At 63.9% G+C, this 21,264-nt stretch carries 18 protein-coding genes and 1 riboswitch; of the genes, 6 read left to right on the top strand and 12 right to left on the bottom strand.

Translation table 11 applies throughout. The features are described from left to right. Positions 1–118: 118 nt before the first annotated feature. The 4 genes from ACKLNI_RS13970 to ACKLNI_RS13985 all read right to left on the bottom strand — a co-directional run bounded on the left by ACKLNI_RS13970 (position 119) and on the right by ACKLNI_RS13985 (position 6,767). Positions 119–2,680, bottom strand: a complete 2,562-nt coding sequence (locus ACKLNI_RS13970; RefSeq protein WP_413719689.1) for a putative PEP-binding protein — start codon at positions 2,678–2,680, stop codon at positions 119–121. Positions 2,681–3,036: 356 nt separating this feature from the next. After that, positions 3,037–5,268, bottom strand: a complete 2,232-nt coding sequence (gene glyS / locus ACKLNI_RS13975; protein ID WP_413719690.1) for a glycine--tRNA ligase subunit beta — start codon at positions 5,266–5,268, stop codon at positions 3,037–3,039. A 45-nt stretch (positions 5,269–5,313) separates the two neighbouring features. Next, positions 5,314–5,844 carry a DUF6446 family protein gene (locus ACKLNI_RS13980; RefSeq protein ID WP_413719691.1) on the bottom strand — a complete coding sequence of 177 codons (531 nt, stop codon included), beginning with the start codon at positions 5,842–5,844 and terminating at the stop codon, positions 5,314–5,316. After that, positions 5,841–6,767: a glycine--tRNA ligase subunit alpha gene (locus ACKLNI_RS13985; protein WP_413719692.1), complete on the bottom strand. Its 927-nt coding sequence runs from the start codon at positions 6,765–6,767 to the stop codon at positions 5,841–5,843. The genes ACKLNI_RS13980 and ACKLNI_RS13985 overlap by 4 nt, the downstream gene beginning before the upstream one ends. A gap of 153 nt (positions 6,768–6,920) precedes the next feature. On the opposite strand from ACKLNI_RS13985, the gene ACKLNI_RS13990 reads away from it, so the two are divergent. After that, a complete protein-coding gene (locus tag ACKLNI_RS13990; RefSeq protein ID WP_413719693.1) occupies positions 6,921–8,615 on the top strand; it encodes a serine protease in 1,695 nt (564 codons plus the stop codon). A 10-nt stretch (positions 8,616–8,625) separates the two neighbouring features. Here ACKLNI_RS13990 and ACKLNI_RS13995 read toward each other — a convergent pair whose 3' ends face one another. The 6 genes from ACKLNI_RS13995 to ACKLNI_RS14020 all read right to left on the bottom strand — a co-directional run bounded on the left by ACKLNI_RS13995 (position 8,626) and on the right by ACKLNI_RS14020 (position 15,174). Then, the gene (locus ACKLNI_RS13995) at positions 8,626–10,194 is read right to left on the bottom strand and encodes a thiamine pyrophosphate-binding protein (RefSeq protein ID WP_413719694.1); all 1,569 of its coding nucleotides are present in this window, start codon (positions 10,192–10,194) and stop codon (positions 8,626–8,628) included. 1 nt (position 10,195) lies between these two features. Further along, the gene (locus ACKLNI_RS14000) at positions 10,196–11,644 is read right to left on the bottom strand and encodes a TrkH family potassium uptake protein (protein WP_413719695.1); all 1,449 of its coding nucleotides are present in this window, start codon (positions 11,642–11,644) and stop codon (positions 10,196–10,198) included. Between the two features lie 33 nt (positions 11,645–11,677). Continuing rightward, entirely contained in the window at positions 11,678–12,214 is a 537-nt protein-coding gene (locus ACKLNI_RS14005) for a DUF6151 family protein (protein ID WP_413719696.1), read from the bottom strand. Positions 12,215–12,273: 59 nt separating this feature from the next. Beyond that, positions 12,274–13,374 carry a GTP cyclohydrolase FolE2 gene (gene folE2 / locus ACKLNI_RS14010; protein WP_413719697.1) on the bottom strand — a complete coding sequence of 367 codons (1,101 nt, stop codon included), beginning with the start codon at positions 13,372–13,374 and terminating at the stop codon, positions 12,274–12,276. A gap of 99 nt (positions 13,375–13,473) precedes the next feature. After that, entirely contained in the window at positions 13,474–14,217 is a 744-nt protein-coding gene (locus ACKLNI_RS14015) for a glutamine amidotransferase (protein WP_413719698.1), read from the bottom strand. A 51-nt stretch (positions 14,218–14,268) separates the two neighbouring features. Beyond that, positions 14,269–15,174, bottom strand: coding sequence for a LysR family transcriptional regulator (locus tag ACKLNI_RS14020; protein ID WP_413719699.1), 906 nt, complete (start codon positions 15,172–15,174; stop codon positions 14,269–14,271). Between the two features lie 103 nt (positions 15,175–15,277). On the opposite strand from ACKLNI_RS14020, the gene ACKLNI_RS14025 reads away from it, so the two are divergent. Further along, on the top strand, positions 15,278–15,505 hold the full coding sequence (locus ACKLNI_RS14025) for a hypothetical protein (protein ID WP_413719700.1): 228 nt from the start codon (positions 15,278–15,280) through the stop codon (positions 15,503–15,505). Positions 15,506–15,507: 2 nt separating this feature from the next. Here ACKLNI_RS14025 and ACKLNI_RS14030 read toward each other — a convergent pair whose 3' ends face one another. Then, positions 15,508–16,047 (bottom strand): GNAT family N-acetyltransferase, encoded by a 540-nt coding sequence (locus ACKLNI_RS14030; protein ID WP_413719701.1) that lies wholly within the window; start codon positions 16,045–16,047, stop codon positions 15,508–15,510. Next, complete coding sequence (gene metZ / locus ACKLNI_RS14035; protein ID WP_413719702.1) at positions 16,044–17,225, bottom strand: O-succinylhomoserine sulfhydrylase; 1,182 nt, start codon at positions 17,223–17,225, stop codon at positions 16,044–16,046. The genes ACKLNI_RS14030 and metZ overlap by 4 nt, the downstream gene beginning before the upstream one ends. A gap of 54 nt (positions 17,226–17,279) precedes the next feature. Further along, positions 17,280–17,358, bottom strand: a riboswitch (SAM riboswitch). Between the two features lie 68 nt (positions 17,359–17,426). Here metZ and ACKLNI_RS14040 point away from each other — a divergent pair. The 4 genes from ACKLNI_RS14040 (at position 17,427) to ACKLNI_RS14055 (ending at position 21,247) form a co-directional block, all read left to right on the top strand. Further along, complete coding sequence (locus ACKLNI_RS14040) at positions 17,427–18,473, top strand: alpha/beta hydrolase family protein (protein ID WP_413719703.1); 1,047 nt, start codon at positions 17,427–17,429, stop codon at positions 18,471–18,473. A gap of 33 nt (positions 18,474–18,506) precedes the next feature. Continuing rightward, on the top strand, positions 18,507–19,217 hold the full coding sequence (locus ACKLNI_RS14045) for a glutathione S-transferase N-terminal domain-containing protein (RefSeq protein ID WP_413719704.1): 711 nt from the start codon (positions 18,507–18,509) through the stop codon (positions 19,215–19,217). Positions 19,218–19,535: 318 nt separating this feature from the next. Further along, positions 19,536–20,192 (top strand): hypothetical protein, encoded by a 657-nt coding sequence (locus tag ACKLNI_RS14050; RefSeq protein ID WP_413719705.1) that lies wholly within the window; start codon positions 19,536–19,538, stop codon positions 20,190–20,192. Between the two features lie 431 nt (positions 20,193–20,623). Further along, positions 20,624–21,247, top strand: coding sequence for a hypothetical protein (locus tag ACKLNI_RS14055; RefSeq protein WP_413719706.1), 624 nt, complete (start codon positions 20,624–20,626; stop codon positions 21,245–21,247). Positions 21,248–21,264 lie beyond the last annotated feature (17 nt).

Here is a 21,264-nt window from a genome sequence, read left to right on the forward strand (position 1 = left end):
GGAGGTTGGACTACCCAAGGTTCGCCGGAAGGTCCACCCGTCGGGGGGTGACAAAGTGTTCACAGGTGTGGGCAAGTTCGGCGAGATCTCGCCTATATGTTGTGCATTTTGACGACGGTCAGCGAATTTCCGTCCCTTTTGATGCCGGATTCCGCAAGGCCAGGTGCGCCGCAGCGAGTCGCGCGGCTGGTACGCGGAACGGCGAACAACTGACATAATTGAAGCCTGCCTCCCTGCAGAAGGCAATCGAGTCGGGATCGCCACCGTGTTCACCGCATATGGAAAGCACAAGATCGGGCGACGAGGCACGTCCGCGCTCGGCACCAAGCCGGAGCAATTCTCCGACACCTTCAATGTCGAGACGGTGAAACGGGTCTTCCGGATAGACACCCTGCTGCACATAGGCGCCCATGAAACGGCCAGCGTCGTCACGGGACAAGCCATATGTCATCTGGGTCAGGTCGTTCGTACCGAAGGACAGGAAAGAACAGTACTGGGCAATATCATACGCACGAAGCGCAGCGCGCGGCGTTTCGACCATTACACCGAGCTTGTACTCGAAACTCTTTCCGGTTTCACCCTTCACATGCGCGGCCACACCTTCGATCCGCATGCGCACAAGCTCAACCTCGCGCTTGGCAGAAACCAGCGGGATCATGATCTCGGGAACCGTGGAATACCCAGCCTCCTTGGACGCGATCGTCGCAAGGAATATGGCGCGTGCCTGCGCTTCATAGATTTCCGGTAACGTCACTCCCAGCCGGACACCGCGCATGCCCAACATCGGATTAAACTCCGAAAGAGCTTCGACCCTCCGCGTGACCTTCGACACCGACAACCCCATTGAATCGGCGATCTCTCGAAGGCCTTCCCTGGTTGAAGGAAGGAACTCGTGCAAAGGAGGATCGAACAATCTGATACAGACCGGCAACCCGGACATGATACGGAAAAGTTCTTTGAAGTCAGCCACCTGCATGGGGATGAGTCGCTCAAGAGCTGCAGCGCGCCCCTCTGGAGTCTCTGCGAAAATCATCTCCCGCATGACGCTCATGCGGTCTTCTTCGAAGAACATGTGCTCGGTGCGGCAAAGGCCGATGCCCTCGGCCTCGAAGTTGCGGGCGACCTGCGCTTCTGCGGGAGTGTCGGCATTCGCCCTGACCCCGATATCGCGCACATCGTCGGCCCAATGCAGGAGAGTCCGGAACGCATCATCGAGCGCGGGCTCCAGCAGAGGAACGGCACCTGCAAGAAGAACGCCGTCCGTTCCATCGATCGTGACCGTATCACCCTCCGACAAGACCCGGCCATCTGGAAGCGCCAAAGTTCTGTTCTTACGGTTGAGACCAATGTCCGAGGCCCCCACCACGCCGGGTAGACCCAGACCGCGCGCGATCACCGCGGCATGGCTGGTCATCCCGCCGCGCTCGGTCAGCACGCCCATGGCGGCGTGCATGCCCCGGATGTCTTCCGGCGAGGTTTCCCGGCGGACCAGGATGCAGGACTCGCCCCGTGCCGCACTGGCCTGGGCCGCCTCGGACGTGAACACGAGCCTTCCGGTGGCCGCTCCGGGACTTGCGGCAACGCCGCGCGCCAGCACATCACGATCCGCGTCCGGGTCGACCTGGTAGTGGAGCAGCTCCGCAAGACCACCTGGTTGAATGCGAAGCACAGCCTCCTCCCGGGAGATCACCCCGTCTTCGGCAAGAGAGACGGCGATGCGGACGGCCGCCCGCGAGTTCCGCTGTACACGAACCGCATCGAGAATGCTGAGGTTGCCGCCATCGAGCGTGAACTCGATCTGCATCTCCTCGCGCAAGCGGTTTCGGCAAATTGAACCAAATTCCACAAGCTTATCAAAAGCTTCCGGGCAAAGCTCCTCAAGGGAAACCCCCCGCTTGTCCCGGGTCAGATAGACAGCACCCTCGGCACCCAGCGCCTCGCGGCCCTGACTTTGGCTGAGATACCGTCCTTTTATCTGGGGCTGGCCGGTCTCGGAGGAGACGAACTGGATCACGCCGGAACCCGATTCAGGCGGGCCGAGGCCGGGTGCCATCGCCTGCACCACAAGGCCGAGGCCGGCGTCGGCGGGGGCGCCGCGGGCTTGGCGGAGGAGGCGGGCCGAGGTGCCTTCCCACATGCGCGCCATCGACTTGAGAACACCGCCCAGTTGCCGGACCGGATCCTGCGGGAACGGTTCATCCGTTTCTTCTTCGTAAATGTCGAGCATGCGCGACAGCATGTCCGAGGACGCGCCGGAAATACTGTCGAACACGTCGGGGTCCAGATGCGCGACCTGCGCCGAGTATGTGTGGATGAACCGGGCGTATAGCTCGTCAGCGGCCTCGTGGCCCAGAAGGTTCGCGAACTCTGCGTGACGGGCGTCGTTCATGCCGATATTCAGGATCGCGCCCGGTCCGCCCCAGTCGGGGTCCTCGGAGGACGGACGAACCGAGACCAGGGGCGCGGGCCCGAAATGCTTCAGAATCAATGCGGTATCCACGACCCCGCCGCCGGCCAGACGGCGCACGGTGGCAAAGGGCAAAGCGACAGTCTGGGGCACGGGCAGGTTCAGGCGCACCAGGCGCTGAAGGCATTTCGCACGGCCGCCATGGGTCGTTACGGCCAAGGGAGCCGTCTCGTCGATAACGACGAAATCTTCGAGATCTATGTGTTTCTGCACCGCGGCGATTCCTTTGAGCGCAGTGTATGCGTTAACATTGGCCAATCAAGGATTGTAAATCTTTTCTGACAACTTGCGTGGCAGAGCGGAAACGCCGGAGGGTTAACGCCGCATTGCAGCAGGGCGCGGCGCAACGGGCCGTGCCTGCGGCCCGACGCCGGACTCTGCCTTAGGAACAAGGGGAAATGCGCGAAACCCCCTGTCGGCAAAGCGTCGGCAAAACGTATGGCAAGCGTATGGCACCTGTCGGACAGGACGACCTGGTTAACTGGGCGTGCGGCGATGCATGCGGCGAGACACCGCAATCGAATGAGGGTCGTCACGGAAGATATTGAAAAGGCGGGGTGAACCCCGCCCTACGCTTCAACCTTGGTCAGATCGGCAACCGCAAGACAGGCGGCGCTGATGCGGTGGAGGAGGTTCAGCCGGTTCCGCCGGACGATCTGGTTCTCGGAATTGACCTGCACCGTCTCGAAGAATGAGTCGATGGGCGCGCGCAGACCGGCCATCGCCGACATGGCGGCGGCGAAGTCTTCCGCCTCTATCGCCGGCGCGATTCTTGCCTCGGCGGCGTCGAGCGCCTTGAACAGCGCCGTTTCCTCGCCCGTCTCGGCCAGTTTCGGATCGGGACCGAAGGAATATTCGACGCCGTCCTTCTCCTCGGCCTGTTTCAGGATGTTATGCGCCCGCTTGAAGCCTTGCAGCAGGTTGGTGCCGTCATCGGTGTCGAGGAAGCCCTGCAACGCCTCGGCCCGCTTGACCAGCAGCGTCAGGTCGTCGGCATTGGGCATGGCGAGGCAGGCGTCGATCACGTCGTGACGAATGCCCCGGTCGCGGAGGTAGACCTTGAGGCGGTCGTGGAGGAAGGCGAGGAGGTCAATGGACTTGTTCAATGAGTCTTTCGATGCACTCTCTCGGATCTTTTCAAGATTGTCGTCTGACTGTTTGTCGAAAAACAAATTGGCATGTTCCTTGAGCGCGTCTGTAACGTTAGACAGTTCAAGAGCGCGTTTCGCTATGCCTTGCCGCAATCCAATCTCCAGACCATGAGCATAGAAGATGCGTGCTGCAACTTTTTGAAACAGTATTTCAAAAAGCTGCCATCGAACCCCATTCTCCAACACCAACCGGATCACCCCAAGCGCCGCGCGCCGGAGCGCAAACGGGTCCTTCGACCCCGTCGGCTTCTCGTCGATGGCCCAGAACCCCGTCAGCGTGTCGATCTTGTCGGCCAGCGCCACGGCAACCGAGACAGGATGCGTCGGCACGTCGTCGTTCGGGCCAAGGGGCGAATAATGATCCCGGCAGGCCTCGGGCACGCCATCGTCATGGCCCGCCGCCTGGGCATAGTAGCGGCCCATGATCCCCTGCAATTCGGGGAATTCGTAGACCATTTCCGAGGCAAGGTCGGCCTTGGCGATCCGCGCGGCCTCTTCGGCCAGATCGGGCTTGGCCCCCACCACCGGCGCAATCTCCCGCGCCAAAGCCGCGATGCGTTCGATGCGTTTGGCCTGCGACCCCAGCTTGTTGTGGAAGGTCACATCGCGCAAAGGCTCGGCCATGCCAGTCATGCCCACGGCCTTGATCGTTCGCAGGTCGTTTTCCCAGAAGAACTTGGCATCCGACAGCCGCGCAAAGAGCACCTTCTGATTGCCAGCCAGGATCGTCGCGCCGTGATCCGCGGTTTCGCGGTTCGCTACCGTGATGAAATGGGTGATCCGGCCCGATTTGTCCTTCACCGAGAAGAACTTCTGATGTTCCTTCATCGAGGTTTGCAGCACCTCGGGCGGCAGGGCGCGGAACTCTTCCGCGATCTCGCCCATCAGCACCACGGGCCATTCCACAAGACCGGCAACCTCGGCCAGAAGCCCTTTGTCTTCAACGACTTCCAGTCCCTGCGCAAAGGCTGCCTGGGTCGCGTCGTGCCAGATATGCTCGGCCCGCTCGGCAGGGTCGAGGATGACATGGGCGCGTTTCAGCTTCGCGGCGTAATCCTCGAACGAGGTGACGGCAAAGCGCCCTGCCCCCATGAACCGGTGGCCCTCGGTGGTGTCGCCCGCGACGATCCCGTCGACGGTCAGCGGCACGGTCGAGACCTCGCCGTTCTCGGTCAGGATGGCGATGATCGAATGGAGCGGGCGCACCCAGCGCAGGTTGCCCGCGCCCCAGCGCATCGACTTGGGCCACGGGAAATTGCGGATCGCGTTGTCCAGAACCTCGGCCACGATATCGGCGGCGTCGCGTCCCGGCTTCTCGATGACGGCGAACCAGACCTGACCTTTCTTGTCGTCCCGCGCCTCGAGCTGGTCCTTCGTGAGACCGGTGGAGCGGAGAAAGCCCTGAAGCGCCTGTTCGGGGGCATCGGTGCGGGGGCCCTTGCGTTCCTCGCGGACGGGTTTCGAGCCCTTGGGCAGCCCCTCGATGGCCAGCGTCAGGCGGCGCGGCGTGGCGAAAGCCTGTGCCGCGGCATAGGTCAGACCGGCTTCGACCAGCCCGTCGGTGACAAGGCGTTTCAGGTCGTCGGACGCCTTCGCCTGCATGCGGGCGGGAATTTCCTCGGAGAAGAGCTCGATCAGGAGATCAGCCATGGTGCGGTCCTGCAATGTCTGGGGCGAGGGAGTTCTGTGCGCGGGTCATTCGCTGCGCTCCGGCGGCGGCGGGCAGCCCGGCGGCGGCGGGTTGCCGTCGAACACTTCCTCGCCGCAGATGTTCATCTGGTGCCAGGCATAGCCGCGCCCGTCGGGGAAGATCGCGACAACCCGGTCGAAGCCGTACTCGACATTGGAGATGCCGAGGAAGGCGAAGGCCTGTCCGTCTTCCAGCGCCGACCCGATGGCCTGTGCGTCGAAGCAGTCGAACCAGCCCGGCGCGACATTCGGGATCGGATCGTCGTAGACGACATAGGTTTCGGTCAGCATCGCTTCGGACATGGGCGTCTCGAAGCAGGCGCGGTAGCGCAAAGGCGAGGAATCCGAGTCGATGGCCTTGAAGTTTTCGAACAAGATCGGCTCCGGCTGGCCGGCTGCGACGCTTGTCAGTTGCACATCTTCAACCCCGCGGGGGGTGACCTCCTGGTAGAAGCCGTAGACCTGAAGATAGTACATCAGGAAACCCGACAGTATGGCGGAGACGACGATCACGGCGGCGAGAATCTTTCCGGTCATGCCGCCGCCCCGGCCGCGTCCGTGGTTACGAAGGCGTCGGCGCAGGCCTTGGCCAGCGCGCGGACCCGGCCGATGTAGGCCTGCCGTTCGGTGACGCTGATCACGCCGCGGGCGTCAAGCAGGTTGAAGAGATGGCTGGCCTTGATGCACTGGTCGTAGGCGGGATGGGCCATGACGATGCGGCGGCCCGTCTTGGGGTCGGTCTCCTCAGCCGCGAGGATGCGCTGGCACTCGGCCTCGGCGTCCTCGAAATGCTTCAAGAGCATCTCGGTATCGGCCGTGTCGAAGTTCCAGCGGGAGTATTCCTGTTCGGTCTGGCGGAAGACGTCGCCATAGGTCAGCGGGATCGGGGCGGCGGGATCGTTGAAGGGCATGTCCATGACGTGATCGACGCCGAGGACATACATCGCCAGCCGTTCGAGCCCGTAGGTCAGCTCACCCGAGACCGGTTTGCAGTCATGTCCGCCGACCTGCTGGAAATAGGTGAACTGCGAGACCTCCATGCCGTCGCACCAGACTTCCCAGCCCAGGCCCCAGGCACCGAGCGTCGGGCTTTCCCAGTCGTCCTCGACGAAGCGGATATCGTGGAGGGCCATGTCGATGCCGATCGCTTCGAGTGAACCGAGATAGAGCGCCTGAAGATCGGGAGGCGAGGGTTTGATGATGACCTGGTATTGGTAGTAGTGCTGAAGCCGGTTCGGGTTTTCGCCGTAGCGCCCGTCGGTCGGCCGGCGGGACGGCTGGACATAGGCCGCCGCCCAGGACTTGCCGCCCAGTGCGCGCAGCGTGGTCGCCGGGTGGAAGGTGCCGGCACCGACCTCCATGTCATAGGGCTGCAGGACCGCGCAGCCTTTTGAGGCCCAGTAAGTCTGGAGGCGCAGGATGATCTCCTGAAACGATGTGGGGCGCTCGAGGGCTGCCATTGTCCGCTCCGCTGGCTCGAATTTCGCGTTCTCAATAGGCAACAGGCCTGAGAGGGTCAATGAGACGCCCCTTGAAACCGCGTGCATGTGACACAGGCTTTGGTAGAACCATCCGAAACTCGCCTTGGGGGCGATCATTTGAGCGGGACGAATATGAAAAGACTGTTTCAAGTTGCGGCTGTTCTTGCCACGGCACTCTGGAGCCAGATGGCCCTGGCGCAGACCTGGGTTCAGATCGAGGCAAGGCCCGACCGGTCGCTGGGACTGGAACGCGCCGCCGATTATGCCGCACGGCTGCCGGACGTGAACGGGTTCCGGCTGGCCTCGGGCTGGTTCGCCATCGCGCTTGGCCCCTATTCCGAAGCCGAGGCGCTGTCGGCGCTGGGACAATTGCGGGCAACAGGAGCCATTCCGTCGGACAGCTTCATATCGGACGGCGGCAATTTCATCGAACGCTTCTTCGGGTCCGAAAACGCGCCGGTCGCCACCGCGCAACCCGCCCAGCCCTTGCCGCCGCTGGAACCCGGCGAGGAAACACAGGCAGAGGCGCTGGCAGGCGAACGCAGCCTGACCCGCGGCGACCGCGAACTGATCCAGATCGCGCTTCGGTGGGAAGGTTTCTACAATTCGATCATCGACGCCGACTTCGGCCCCGGCACAAGGCGCGCCATGGCCAGCTGGCAGGAAGCCAACCGCTATGAACCCACGGGCGTCATGACGACGCGCCAGCGCCGGGATCTGGTTCAGGCCTATAGCCAGGCGCTGAGCTCTCTGAACATGCAACCGATCAGCGACGTCGAAGCCGGCATCGACATCACGCTTCCCGCCGGTCTGGTCAGGTTCGATCGGTACGAGGCGCCCTTTGCGCATTACGAACCCGCAACCGACGACGGCGTCCGCGTTGTGCTGATCAGCCAGGAAGGCGACCGCAACACCATGGCGGCGCTCTATGACATCATGCAGACCCTGCAGGTGGTGCCGGTGAACGGCGAACGCCGGCTGGGGAACGAGGAATTCACCCTGACCGGCAGGGACAGCCGGATCATCTCGCACACCTTCGTGCGCTCGGTCCGGAACACGGTTAAGGGCTTTACCCTTGTCTGGCCGGCCTCTGACGAAAAGCGGTTCCGGCTGGCGTTGTCGGAAATGCAGGCCAGCTTCCGTCCGACCGACGGCTTTCTGCCCGACACCATCGGCGCAGGCGCGCCCCAGAACATCGACCTGTTGTCGGGCCTTGAAATCCGGCGCCCGGACCGGGCCGGATCCGGCTTTTTCATCGATGCGAACGGCGCTGTGCTGACCAGCGCGGCGACTGTAGACCAGTGCGCCCGGATCATGCTGAACGACGAGACCGAGGCGGATATCGCCGCGCAGGACAGTGCGCTTGGCCTGGCCCTGCTGCGCCCCCGCACGGCGCTGGCTCCGATATCGGTGGCGCGGCTTTCCGGCCTCGAGCCCCGCATCCAGTCGGATGTCGCCGTGGCCGGGTTCCCCTTCGGCGGTGTCCTTTCCGCGCCGACGCTGACCTTCGGCACGCTGGCCGACGTCAAGGGGCTGGACGGCGATGCGCGCGTTCAGCGCCTGGAGATCGAAAGCGGCGACGGCGATGCCGGCGGCCCGGTCTTCGACGGCTCGGGCGCGGTGATGGGGATGCTGCTGGCCCTTGATGAGGGTACGCGCCAGCTTCCCGGGACCGTCGCCTTCGCGGCGGATGCGCCGGTGCTGGCGGAGTTCCTGTCGGCCAACGGCATCCGCGCGGCAGTGTCAGACACGGGCGCGCCGATGGCCCCCGAGGACCTGACGCTGCTGGCTGCCGACCTGACGGTGCTGGTGACCTGCTGGAACTGAGCCCGGCCCCCTACGCCCCCAGCGCAGGGGTCGCCCGGATGAGGGTCGGGCGTCCGGCGGTGAACGCGGAATTGAGGATCGCGGTCAGGTCGCCAAGGCTGGCCGGCTCGGCATAGCCGCAGCCATAGGCCGCCGCGAGATGGCGCCACTCGGGGTTCTTAAGCGTGACCGCGACGGGAGAGATCTGCGCCGAGATCATGTTGTCGCGGATTTCGCCCAGCGCATTGTTGTCCCAGAGGAGGATCGGCAGCGAGAGGCCGAGTTCGGCGGCGGTGCCCAGTTCCTGGATCGTATACTGGAAGCCATAGTCACCCGCGATGGCCATGACCGGGCCATCATGGCCCAGCGCGCCGCCGATCGCGGCGGGCAGCGCATAGCCCAGCGTGCCGAAGCCCGTCGGGTGGTGCCAGAGACCCGGTTTGGGCATGTCCCAGACCTCTTTCGCGGCATATGCGAACTGGGTCATGTCGGAGAAGATCATCGTGTTTTCGGGCAGCGCGGCGGAGAGCGCGTCGCAGACGGGCACGATGCCGGGACGCTCGGCGTCGATCTCGGCTTTCCACCTCGCGCGGGTCGCGGCGATTTCGGCCGGGGTCCAGTCGGTTTCAAGCGGCTCTTCGACGCTGCGGGAGAGGTCGTCGAAGACGCCGAACGCATCGCCATAGATCGGATACTGGCCGGGACGTGCCAGGACTTCGGCGTCGATATCGACGCGGAAGAGCCGCGTGTCCGTGCCGAGGCTTTCGCGCCAGAGATCGCCCTGCGCGAGTTCGGAGCCGAAGACGAAGATCGCATCGGCGCGGCTCAGGGCTTCAGCGCTGGAGGGGCGCGCGAGGTATGAACCGAAGTGGAGCGGCGCGCCGGGCGGCACCACGCCTCGCCCAGCGTAGGTCGTCATGCTGGCGGCGTTCCAGCGCTCCAGCACCGGGCCGGCAAAGCCGATCCAGCGCGCGCCGCCGCCGAAGAGGAAAAGCGGCCGCCGGGCCTGCCGAAGCGCCTGGGCCAGCGCCGAGATGTGGCCGTCCCATGTCTCGCCGATCTGGCCCTCCGCCATGCCCCCCGCCGGAAAGGCCGGCGCTTCGCCACCCAGAACCGCGATGGGAACATGAAGGCTTTTGGGCCTTGGCCGCACGGCGAGGAATTCGGCGAAGGCCCGGTCGAGCAACTGGTAGGCCGCCTCGGGAGTCCGCGCCGTTTCGGACCAGTCTGCGACGGTGCGCCCTGCTCCCTCCTGGTCCCGCATCTGGTGCAACGGCCCGCGCCGCGCGGCCGTCTCGTCCAGCACGGTCGAGATCACCAGCATCGGCACGCTGTCGGAATAGGCCTGCCCCATGGGGGTCAGGATGTTGGTCAGCCCCGGGCCGGAAATCACGAAACAGACGCCGGGCTTTCCTGTGGCCCGTGCATAGCCGTCGGCCATGAAGCCCGCGCCCTGTTCATGGCGCGTCAGCACATGGCGGATGCCGGCCTGTTCGACGCCGCGGTAGATCTCGATGTTGTGGACGCCCGGGATGCCAAAGACGGTGTCCACCTCCCGGTCCTGCAGCATGAATGCCAGTTCCACTCCCAACGGTCGCATCTCAGGTCCTCCAGAAGCGCGAGGTGAACAGGACGAAAACCACCATCAGTTCCAGGCGCCCGACCAACATGCCGACGATCAGGATCCACTTGGCGGGGTCGTTCAGCGTGGAGAAGTTGCCGGCCGGCCCGATGATTTCGCCCAGCCCCGGACCCACGTTCGCGATCGCCGTCGCCGCGCCCGAGACGGCCGTGACGAAATCGAGCCCCGTCGCCGAGAGCAGCACCGCGAGAATGCCGAGCGAGACGATGAACATGGTCAGGAAGGCCGTCACCGAAGAGATCACGTCCTCGGTCAGGGTGCGGCCTTCGTATTTCGGCTGGAAGACGCCGTGCGGGCTGTGGATGCGCCGGATCTGGTTGGCGATGGCGATGACGACGATCTGGTAGCGGAAGATCTTGACCGAACAGCAGGTCGAGCCAGCGCACCCGCCGATCAGGCCGATGAAGAAGAACAGCGCCACCGGGAAGGCGCCCCACAGCTGGTAGTCCACGCTGGCATAGCCGGTGCCCGTGATGATCGAGGTCACGTTGAAGGTCGCCTCGCGCAGCGCGTGAAAGAAGTTGTCGTCATTCACGATCAGCCGGAACAGCGCCACGGTCACGATCAGCACGACTGTGACGACCAGGAAGACCCGGACCTGGCTGTCGCGCCAGAGCGGCTGGGCGGATCCGGCCAGCAACTGGACGTAACGGACGAATGGAAGGCTGGCCAGAACCATGAACACGGACGCCACGTATTCCGGCGCGCCCTGATACTCGCCAAACGACGCATCATGGGTGGAAAAACCGCCTGTCGAGATCGTCGTCAGCGCATGGTTCACCGCGTTGAAGAAGGTGAAGCCCGCGGCCAGATAGGTCAGGACACAGACGACCGTCAGGCCCAGATAGACGATCGAGATCCGCGAAGCGATCTCGGCGGCGCGCGGCAGCACCTTGCCGGCCGTATCGAAGGCCTCGGAGCGGAAGATCTGCATGCCGCCGACGCGGAGTTCCGGCAGGAAGGCCATGGCCACGACGATGATCCCGATGCCGCCGAACCATTGCAGCATGGAGCGCCAGAGCAGCAGGCCCGCGGGTAAGTCGTCGAGCCCAACGAACACCGTCGACCCTGTTGTGGTCAGGCCCGACATCGCCTCGAAATAGGCGTCCGTGATGCTGGCGTCGGTCGCGCCCTCGACGAAAGGGATCGCCCCGAAGACCGGCAGCACCGCCCAGACCCCCGAGGCCATCAGGAAGACCTGCTGGATCTTCAGTTTGCCGGTCACCGCATTGGCGCAGGCCAGCGAGATCAGGCCGCCGATCATCGTCGTGAGGATCGCGGACTCAAGGAATGCGCCCGCATGGCCGTTGCCGACCGAGAAATCGACCAGCATCGGCACCAGCATCGTGACGCCCAGCGCCGCGATCAGCAGACCGATAACATATCCGACTGGGCGCAGATCAATCATGGGACGGAGCCTTGGCCGGGCGAGGCCCGCAAGTCAATCGGCAACCGGGCCGCCGGGCGCGACCGGCTTGCCGTCCGATCCGAAGAACGGATTGCGCTTCGATCCGCCTGCAAGTTTCGATTTCAGGGCGCGAAACCCGAAATTGGCATAGAGCTTCAGCGCTCCTCCGCCATCATCCGGCACCCGGCCCGTGGCGGCCTCGCGGAAGACACGCACCTTGACCGGTCCAAGGGCCGACGGATCGGCGAAACGGTGGCTTTGCAGTGTCACGAACGGGATCGCAGGCGTCTCCAGCGTGCTGGCGACCGGCGTGTTGCAGCAGGTCGTGAACCAGCGAACGGGGCCTTTTGACGAAAGCCTGAGCCACGAGAGGTTCTCCGCGCCGCGGAGGAACCGCATTCTCTCCGGGGCGACCTGGAACAGATCGCTGCCGCCGGCCTCATCCAGTGCGCCCTCGGCACCCGTGCGGCTGGCAAAGTTCCGGCAGGAGTTGCAATAGCACACAGCCCTGAGCCCGCCGGTGGTATCAACTTCCGCCGCGAAGGCGCCGCACCGGCATGTCCATTCCATCAAAGCACCTCCTTGTCGACCGGCGGCAGGTTATCCTTCCGCCGGGCAACACGAAAGGCTCAACCGACGTGGAACAGGGTCGAGAAGAGTTTGGGATCGAGCGACGTCGCCTCGAACGTCGCACCCTCGGTCAGCACCGACACCGCGTCATGGCTGTGCAGGCTTTCCTGGTGCGACGCGACCACGCGGAAATCGCCCACGCGCTGGTCGCCCTGAAGCGCCTCGGCGAAGAGACGCGCCGCATCCTCGACGAAGATCGGGTTGGCGGCGTTCAGTTCGGCGAAGGCCTGTTCATCCTCGCGCTTGACCATGACCTGCGTCTCGGTCGGCACGGCGGCGCGGCAGAGGGCGACTGCGTCCTCGAACCAGAGGGTCGGTGCGTTCGGGTCCACAACCATCGACAAACGCGCGACAGAGCGCTGGGAATGGGGCGTCGCCAGCTGGCCGCGCTCGCGCCGGGCATGCTCGGACAGTTCCAGCGAGCACGGGCAGGTCGAGGAATAGACGTAGTCGAGGTGCAGGATGCCCGTGCGCACGCCGTTCTGCTCCACCAGTTCCAGCGCGATGTCGTAATACTGCCAGCCAGACAGGCCCGAGCGCAGGCTCGACACCTTCATCGGGAACGAGAACCGCATCTGGATGCGGGCGTCGAAACTTTCGAGATCGCTCTTGTAGTCGTCGAGCGCGGCTTCGATCACCTCGAACGAGAACGTGCTTTCAGCATGGGCATAGAAAGAGCGCATGATCCGGCTCATGTTGATGCCCTTCTTGTCCGCCTCGAGGCTGACGGTGCCGGTGACGGAGGTGTCCAGCAGGCGTTCGCCCCCGTCCTTCATGCGGAAACGCACCGGCAGTCGGAAGTTCGAGATACCCACATGCTGGATCGCGCGGCGCGCGCCCTTGATCAGGGATTCCGGGCCGTTCTGCAGATCCGGCAGCGTGTCCTTGTAGGCGGAATCCACCGTGAAGCCCGCGGGATAGGCGCGCGACAGCGCCGGATAGCCCATGCCTTGCCCCGGCAACAGCTGGCGCAGCGCGGGATCGAGCGTTTCGATCTCGGCCGCATCGGCCTGCTTCACCCAGCCACGCAGCAGATCGAGCATCTTCGCAGCGTCGTCGCGGGTTACGTCTAGAAGGAAATCAGGGCTGTGAATGTTCATGTCATCTCTCTTGCGTCGCTGTAATCCGTCAAAGAAAGGACCGCTCACCGCAGTTCCGACGGGTTTTGCTAATTCATACGCAAGAGCGGCTCTGCCGGATCATCCGTAACGAAGAATGAAACGCTTCAGAATTTCCGGTGGGACAGTGACTTCAGCCGATTGGCACACCTCTGTAAGCCTTTCGGCCTGGGCCGGGTCGAAATAGCCGCGATGCTTGTAGATCTCGATGCGCTCGGCAAAGACATCGCCGTCGGCTTCGGGGTGAAACTGGGTGGCATAGACGTTCCGGCCTGTACGGATCATCTGGAAAGGGCAAGGCTCGGAGACCATAAGGTGCACCGCGCCCGGCGGCAGTTCCTGGACCGCCTCCTTGTGGCCGACGAGCGTGTTGAACCTCTCGGGCAATCCCGCCAATAGCGGGTCGTCGCGGCCCTCGGGCGTCACCTGGCAGGACACGGGGCCGACCGGCTCGCCGTAACGCGCCTTCGAGACCTCGCCGCCCAGGTGATGGGCGAGAATGCCGATGCCGTAGCAGCAGCCGAGAAACGGCATGTCGCGGGCCGTGATCTGGGGCATCAGCCGCAGGATTTCGGCCTCGGCACGCGCTTCGACCGGGTCCTTGGTTGCCGGGTCGTCGCTGACGCAACCCGGACCGCCGCCGACGATGACGCCGGCATAATCGTCGAGCGACAGATCGGCGGGCAATGGTTGAGCGTCGAGGCGGATGCGATGCGCGCGGGCCTCGTCGAGACCGCCCTTTTCGAGGAACGCGCGGAACTCGCTGTCAGAGGCTTCATCCTCGGGGCGTAGTTGAAGGATCAGGAAGGGCTTTTCGGACGACATGCCAGTCTTGTGCACCCTGCTCCCGCCTCTGGCAAGGGCGGGCGTGCCGGCTCAGGCGCCGGGCCGATAGGACAGCGGCGCGCAGATCGCGATCAGCCAATCCAGGAATTGCTGCGTGTTTTCACGGAGCGGGCCTTTTCGGGTGATCACCGAGTAGACACCCCACATGTCCAGCGGACAGTCCACCAGAACGAGCGAGCCATCGGCGAGATATTTGCGCACAACGATCTCGGACGACAGGCTGAGCCCGTACCCCATGAGGGCCGCCTCAATTTCCAGCCTGACATTTCCGGGGTCCACGATGCTGACCTGGTCCGGATCGCAGCCTGCGCGGCGCACGGCCTCGTCGAAGACCGACTGCACCATGCTGCGATCGCGAAGCCATGGAAAAGTGGTGGCATCGACGCGCCCATCTCCGACAAGCGACGGAGCGGCGCAGAGGATCAGGGGCGTGTGAATCAGCGGCACGGCGTTGAGGTTTCCCCAGGTCTCGCCCTTGAGATTGCCCCTGACGACAAGATCGAAGGCATCTAGGTCGATCGGTGCCCTGTTGCCCTCGGGAGAGAACGCGATCTCGACCCCGGGGTGCTTCTCCCAGAAGTCGCGCAAGCGCGGCAGGATCACCGCATCCACGAAGAAGTCAGTGGTCGAGACTCGCAGACCTCTCGCCGCTTCGCGGTTTCGCAGGTCATTCACCCCGGCGGCCATCAGCGCGAACGCCTCGCGCAGAGGCGCGGCCAGATGCCGCCCGGCCTCGGTCAGGACCAGCCCCCGCCCCTCGCGCCGTACCAGCGCCGCGCCCATCTCGTCTTCCAGCTTGCGGACCTGCTGGGCGATGGCGGCGGGCGTGACGTTGAGCGCGCGCGCCGCCGCCGAATACCCTTCGAGCCGCGCTGTCGCCTCGAAGGCGCGAAGCGTCGAGAGCGGCGGAAGCTGGCGCCAGTCGGGATCCGTCATTTGATAGCCTGACTTAAAGGTATGGAATTATTTCTGACTCAGAGAAATCCAAAAAACAAGCTATGAAATAAGGGAACAGACCGAATTGTTCCGGAGAGAAGCCATGATGATACTACAAGATGAAATGCTGCGCGCGACACGCAGGTTCGAGGCATCTGGCCGCACTGTCTTGCCGGAGCTTGGCCGCGAAATTGAGCATGCGGCGCGGCGCGACGAGGCCGGAGACATGTCCACGGAGACCGGCCAGCGCATCGCCACGACTGCTCCGGCGACACTGCGACAGCCCTTCGCCCTTCTGAGGCTCTGGTTCGTCAGAGGCGTCCCGACCTGATCTCAGGCGAAAGCCGCCACGCGTTCCAGCGGCTTTTCCATCACCGCGTTCGACAGGAGAACGCCCAGCCGTTCGACCTTCTGGCGTCTGACCAGACGCCAGCCGTGACGGGCGAAGAACGGCTCGGCCAGAAGGCTGGCCTCGGTTTCCAGACGGGTCAGCCCCCGCGCCCGCGCTCGGCCCTCCAGAACGGCATAGAGCACCTCGGAGATCCCCTTGCCCATGACCTCGGGCAGAACGAACGCCAGATCCAGGTACGCGCGGGTCATATCCAGCGACATGAACCCCACCGGCCCGTCCGGCAGTTCGGCCACGACGGTGTCCGCCTCGGCCAGCCGCAGTTCCCAGGACCTAGTGTCAGGCACATGCGGCGACCAGGCGGCGCATTCCACGGGCGTATAGCGGGCGGCGGCGCCCTCATGCACGGAACGGTGGAAGATACCGGCCAGCGCCGGCGCATCCCCGTCGGAAAAAGAGCGCACGAGGAGGCCGGGAAAACTCCCAGTGGAGTTTTCAAGTTTTGTCCGGACGACCTTGGTCATGCCTGTTCGAGCGCCTGCATGAGGTCGGCGATCAGATCCTCGGCGTCCTCGATCCCGACCGACAGCCGCACCAGACCCGGCGTGATACCCAGCGCCGCGCGCTGGTCGTCGGTCAGACGCTGGTGCGTCGTGGTGGTCGGATGCGTGATGATCGACTTGGCGTCGCCGAGGTTGTTCGAGATCACCACGATCCGGAGCGCGTTCAGGAACCTGAACGCCGCGTCCTGCCCGCCCTGCACCTCGAATGCCACGACGGTGCCGCCTTTTTCAAGCTGGCGCATCGCAAGCGCGTGTTGCGGGTGGCTGGCAAGGCCGGGATAGAGAACGCGGCCCAGTTTCGGATGGCCCTCAAGCGCACCGGCGATCGCAAGCGCACCGGCAGCCTGCGCGCGGACGCGGAGGTCGAGCGTTTCCAGCCCCTTGAGCATCAGCCATGCGGTGAAGGGCGACATCGCGCCGCCCGTGTGCTTGAGATAGGGCTCCAGCGTCTTGCGGATGTACTCGCGCGTCCCAAGGACCACGCCGCCCAGAGCACGGCCCTGCCCGTCGATATGCTTGGTCGCGGAATAGACGACGACATCGGCGCCAAGCTCGAGCGCACGGCTGAACACGGGGGTGGAGAAGACGTTGTCGACGACGACCTTCGCGCCCACGCCATGCGCGATTTCGGCGACGGCGGGCAGGTCGATGACCTCGAGCGTGGGGTTCGACATGGATTCGAGGAATACCGCCTTGGTGCCGGGGCGTACGGCAGCGCGCCACTGGTCCAGATCGGTGCCGTCGACGAAGGTGACCTCGACCCCGTAGCGGGTCAGCACTTCCTCGAGGATGTAGAGACAGGACCCGAACAGCGCGCGCGCCGAGACCACGTGATCGCCCGCCCTCAGCATGGAGGTCAGAGCCGCGTTGACGGCGGCCATGCCGCTGGCCGTGGCGAAGGCGTCTTCCGCGCCCTCGAGCGCGGCGATGCGTTCCTCGAACATGCGCACGGTCGGGTTGCCGTAGCGGGCATAGATGAACTCGTCGTCGCCCGCCTTCTCGAAGCGCTGCGCGGCCTGTTCGGCGCTGTCATAGACGAAGCCCTGAGTCAGGAAGATCGCTTCGGACACCTCGCCGTACTGGCTGCGGCGGATGCCTTCATGCACGAGTTTCGTGCGGGTTTTCCAATCCTTGGACATGGGGACGCCTCCTTTCCAAAAACAAAGCCCCCACCGCGATGAGCGCCGGGGGCGATGGAGTCGTCCCAGACCTCTTTAGCGGAGTTTTTAACGTGGCCCGCAATCCGGTGAACAAATCGCCACGATGCCTGCGTGCTAGCCCCGAAAGCTCAGCCGGTCAAGCCTCTTGGAAAGCAGATGTGCGCCGGATACGAACGCGGCATGAAATGGATTTTTCGAATTTTCGCCGGATTGGCCCTTATCGTCGGCCTCGTCGTGATCGCGGGCGTGACGCTTGACACCAGGGTCCGCCCGGCACCCGAAACCGCGCCGGGTTATCGCCTGACCAGCACGCCCGCCCCGCACAGAGATCGGGACATCCCGGTCCACGTCTGGTACCCCGCCGAGCCCGATGCGGAGCCCCCCGTTCTTCTGGGGCAGAATGCCCTCTTTTATGGTCACTACGTCCATATCGACGCGCCGGCCGCCACGGGTCCGTTTCCCGTTGTGGTCCTGTCGCACGGATCGGGCGGCAACGCGCCTCAGATGGGGTGGCTGATCCGCGAAATGGTCGCATCGGGCATGATCGTCGTCGCCACGAACCATCCCGGCACCACGTCACGCGACAGCGATCCGTTCCAGACGATCCGCATTTGGGAAAGACCTGCCGACCTGACGGCGCTGCTGGACTGGACGCTCGGCTCGGACCTGCCTGCGGAGTCGAACCGAGTGGGCGTTCTCGGCTTCTCCTTGGGCGGGCATTCCGCGCTGGCGCTGGCGGGATCACGTGTCACCAAGGCGGCGTTCATCGACTATTGCGCGACTCACGACGGCATACCCGATTGCACGTGGATGCTGAACGCCGGTGTCGATTTCGCAACCATCGACCAGCCCCTCTACGAGGCCGATCATTCCGACCCGCGTGTGCGCGCGGCGGTGGCCGTCGATCCCGCCTTGTCGCTCGCCACGACGCCGGACAGCCTTGCCGCGATGGACCTCCCGGTTCTTGTGATCAACCTCGGTCAGGACGCCCCGGCAGCGATGCGGGCGGATGCGCTGGCGGCAACCTTGCCCCAAGGCGCATATCACGTCGAACCCGAGAGCTGGCATTTCACGTTTCTCGCCGAGTGTTCGCCCCTTGGGCGGATCGTCATCGGGCTGGCCAGCCCGGACAACATCTGTTCGGATGCCGGTCTTCGTCCACGCGCCGAGGCCCACGCGGCGCTTGCCGCGCGGATCGTCTCTTTCCTTTCCGGCACGCTGCAATAGCTTGTCGCACGCCTGACCCGCATCGGAGATCCCATGACCGCCCCCATCGACCTGTATTACTGGCCCACACCGAACGGCTGGAAGATCACCATCGCGCTTGAAGAAATGGGCCTGCCCTACAACCTGCATGTCGTGAACATCGGCAAGGGCGACCAGTTCGACCCCGATTTCCTGAAAATTGCGCCGAACAACCGGATGCCGGCGATCGTCGATCCCGATGGCCCCGACGGCGCGCCGGTCTCGATCTTCGAATCCGGTGCGATCCTGCAATATCTGGCCCGGAAGACCGGCATGTTCTGCGGCAAGACCGAGCGCGAGAGGATCGCCGTCGACCAGTGGCTCATGTGGCAGATGGGCGGTGTCGGACCGATGGCGGGACAGGCACATCATTTCATGAAATACGCCCCAGGCCTGACCCCGGCGCAGGTCCTGCCCTATGCGCAGGATCGGTATCGGCGCGAGGTCGGGCGGCTTTACGGTGTTCTCGACAGGCAACTGGCGGAGAACGAGTTCGTCGCAGGCGACTACTCGATCGCGGACATGGCGATCTGGCCCTGGGCGCAGAACTGGGAAGGCCAGCAGCAGACGCTGGAGGACAAGCCGCATTTCGCGCGCTGGCTGGATGCGGTCTGGGCCCGGGATGCCGTGAAGCGGGGCAAGGCGGTGGGCGCGGACCTGCGCAGCGCGCCGCTGAGCGCCGAGGAGCAGGCGGAATCGAACCGCATTCTCTTCGGGACGCGCTGAGGGTTTCCAGGCCCACTCAGCAGGACTGCAACCGTTTCCCGCGCACATCGGGCACCTTGAAGCGCCCGTGATTGTGAACCTGTCGCCAGACCGACAGCACTCGAATACCGGCCATGGTGCACTGGTATCGAGCTGAAGATGCCGGGTCGCATCTCACCGACCGCCTTGATTGTGCGGCGCGCATTGCCAGGAGTCTGCGAATGCCGAATTTGCGGCCCTTCGGTAACGCAAACCGCTCGCCGCAAACCGCCCCAAGCACCGCCGCTTTTTCGCCAAAGTGGTTAAATAGCTGATTCCATTATTTTGGAGATTCTAACTATGCCGAGTTTTTTGGTGAACACTTCGGGACGGCGCAGCACGAAACTTGTCAGCCACACGAGTGACTGGGGTGTCTCCGTGTCTCAGGCCAGCGCGGACAGGACAGCCGGGATGAAGGGGCTTGCCGTCGTGGGCTATCTGACCCTTTTTGCCGCCTCCTTGTTTGTCATTCCGATCATGGTCGGCCTTAGCATGTTCGAGACGACCAGCAAGGTTGCCGCCGATCTGGCCATCGTCGTGGGCTGCGTCGGGCTTGCAATGTTCTTCAACGCCCATTCCCGCAAGGGCCCCAAGAACGCGCTGCAAATCGACTACGATGCCTCCGAGGTGCGCCTTGGCTCCGTCTCCGCCAAGGGCGCTTTTGTGCGCCACAAGGTCTGCCCGCTGCGCTCGCTCGATAGCGTCGTCGTCAATGCTTCGGACCCGTCCGCGCCAACGCTGACGCTGGAAATGTTCAGCGAAGCGGCGACGATCCGCTTTTCGAATACCGATATCGACGCTCTGCAGGAGCTGGCCGCCACCATTCAGACGGCCGCGGACGAAGCCCGCGCTGCGCCGATCCGGTCCCGGATCGTGAGCCGGATCAACGGGTTCGAAGCGGGAATGCGCGAAATCGGACAACGCGTGCGGTCGCGGGTCACCTCGAGTTTCGCGTAAGCGCGCCGGTCGGGCGCTCGCCTGCTCGGCGATCAGGTCCACCTGACGCACCGGGGGCGACCTCCAAAAAAAAGCATCGGGATCGATGAGCCGAGAACCGGCTGGATTGCTCTTCAGCAAGCCGGGCGGCGAAGCGATCCGACGCTTTGCGGCACGGGCGCGGCAAGACTTTCCAATCGCAAAAGAGGAACGTCTCTGGGCGCGCTCTCGCCTTGGTTGCACCCCGACGCCGGAACACACTGTTGCAAATAAAACACCATAAAAACAATAAAATAGAAAATTTCTCTCCTGTCATTTTCGGACCTCATCCGGTCCCTAGGCGTCGTCCTCGCCGGACAGACCCGGCGCGCCTGTTTTTCTCGCGGGCGAACGACTGAAATATTTTTGGAGACGTTTACATGAAACTTTCGAACATATCTTTGACGAGCGCCATGCTTCTCGCCCTTGCCGCCTGCGGCGGCGGCGGCGGTGAACCGGTTGATCCGAATACCGTGACCTCGTCGGGTATATTAGAATTGGATCTGCCTGCAGATACCTCGGCCTATCCGGAAGGTGTGGATGATCTCATTACCAGCGTTAAGAACGCAAATGAACTCGGCACGCTGGAAGCCCCGGCAGGCGAGGCAGTCTACACCGGTACTTTTGGCGCCGAAATCAATGACTTTGTTGGCGGCGACGGTGCGGTTATCACCGGCGATGCCACGATCGGGGTGAACCTGTCTGGAACGACCGCAACCGCCACGTTCGACAATATTTCCGCGATCTCGGTTGACTCCCAAGGCACGGTTTTCCCTTCGGTCGTAGGCAGTATCACCGAAGACAGCCCACTGGCGATCTGTGCGGGGATTTTGTCGGGTGACCTGACCGGCTCCTTCCTGGTGGAAGGCGCGGAAACGTATGACTTTGCAGGGGCACTGAACGGCGCATTTGCCGATGAAAACGGAACAAATTCCGTCTTCGGCGTCTTCGACGGCACTCTGACGAATACCACGGTCGGCGACGACTTTGGTGTGACCGATGAAGTTGGCGGCGCGTTCTACGCAGTGGACAACTGATCCCGATACACACCTTT

Source organism: Silicimonas lutimaris (assembly GCF_047314965.1).
Taxonomy (GTDB): Bacteria; Pseudomonadota; Alphaproteobacteria; order Rhodobacterales; family Rhodobacteraceae; genus JAVJUV01.

Bases quoted from the DNA above. Each gene is read 5' to 3' on its own strand.
- ACKLNI_RS14045 (WP_413719704.1), top strand. From the start codon at position 18,507: ATGACCGCCCCCATCGACCTGTATTACTGGCCCACACCGAACGGCTGG.
- ACKLNI_RS14005 (WP_413719696.1), bottom strand. From the start codon at position 12,214: ATGGAATGGACATGCCGGTGCGGCGCCTTCGCGGCGGAAGTTGATACC.
- folE2 (WP_413719697.1), bottom strand. From the start codon at position 13,374: ATGAACATTCACAGCCCTGATTTCCTTCTAGACGTAACCCGCGACGAC.
- ACKLNI_RS14040 (WP_413719703.1), top strand. From the start codon at position 17,427: ATGAAATGGATTTTTCGAATTTTCGCCGGATTGGCCCTTATCGTCGGC.
- ACKLNI_RS14030 (WP_413719701.1), bottom strand. From the start codon at position 16,047: ATGACCAAGGTCGTCCGGACAAAACTTGAAAACTCCACTGGGAGTTTT.
- ACKLNI_RS13995 (WP_413719694.1), bottom strand. From the start codon at position 10,194: ATGCGACCGTTGGGAGTGGAACTGGCATTCATGCTGCAGGACCGGGAG.
- glyS (WP_413719690.1), bottom strand. From the start codon at position 5,268: ATGGCTGATCTCCTGATCGAGCTCTTCTCCGAGGAAATTCCCGCCCGC.
- ACKLNI_RS13980 (WP_413719691.1), bottom strand. From the start codon at position 5,844: ATGACCGGAAAGATTCTCGCCGCCGTGATCGTCGTCTCCGCCATACTG.
- ACKLNI_RS14015 (WP_413719698.1), bottom strand. From the start codon at position 14,217: ATGTCGTCCGAAAAGCCCTTCCTGATCCTTCAACTACGCCCCGAGGAT.
- ACKLNI_RS13985 (WP_413719692.1), bottom strand. From the start codon at position 6,767: ATGGCAGCCCTCGAGCGCCCCACATCGTTTCAGGAGATCATCCTGCGC.
- ACKLNI_RS13990 (WP_413719693.1), top strand. From the start codon at position 6,921: ATGAAAAGACTGTTTCAAGTTGCGGCTGTTCTTGCCACGGCACTCTGG.
- ACKLNI_RS14000 (WP_413719695.1), bottom strand. From the start codon at position 11,644: ATGATTGATCTGCGCCCAGTCGGATATGTTATCGGTCTGCTGATCGCG.
- ACKLNI_RS14020 (WP_413719699.1), bottom strand. From the start codon at position 15,174: ATGACGGATCCCGACTGGCGCCAGCTTCCGCCGCTCTCGACGCTTCGC.
- ACKLNI_RS14025 (WP_413719700.1), top strand. From the start codon at position 15,278: ATGATGATACTACAAGATGAAATGCTGCGCGCGACACGCAGGTTCGAG.
- metZ (WP_413719702.1), bottom strand. From the start codon at position 17,225: ATGTCCAAGGATTGGAAAACCCGCACGAAACTCGTGCATGAAGGCATC.
- ACKLNI_RS14050 (WP_413719705.1), top strand. From the start codon at position 19,536: ATGCCGAGTTTTTTGGTGAACACTTCGGGACGGCGCAGCACGAAACTT.
- ACKLNI_RS14055 (WP_413719706.1), top strand. From the start codon at position 20,624: ATGCTTCTCGCCCTTGCCGCCTGCGGCGGCGGCGGCGGTGAACCGGTT.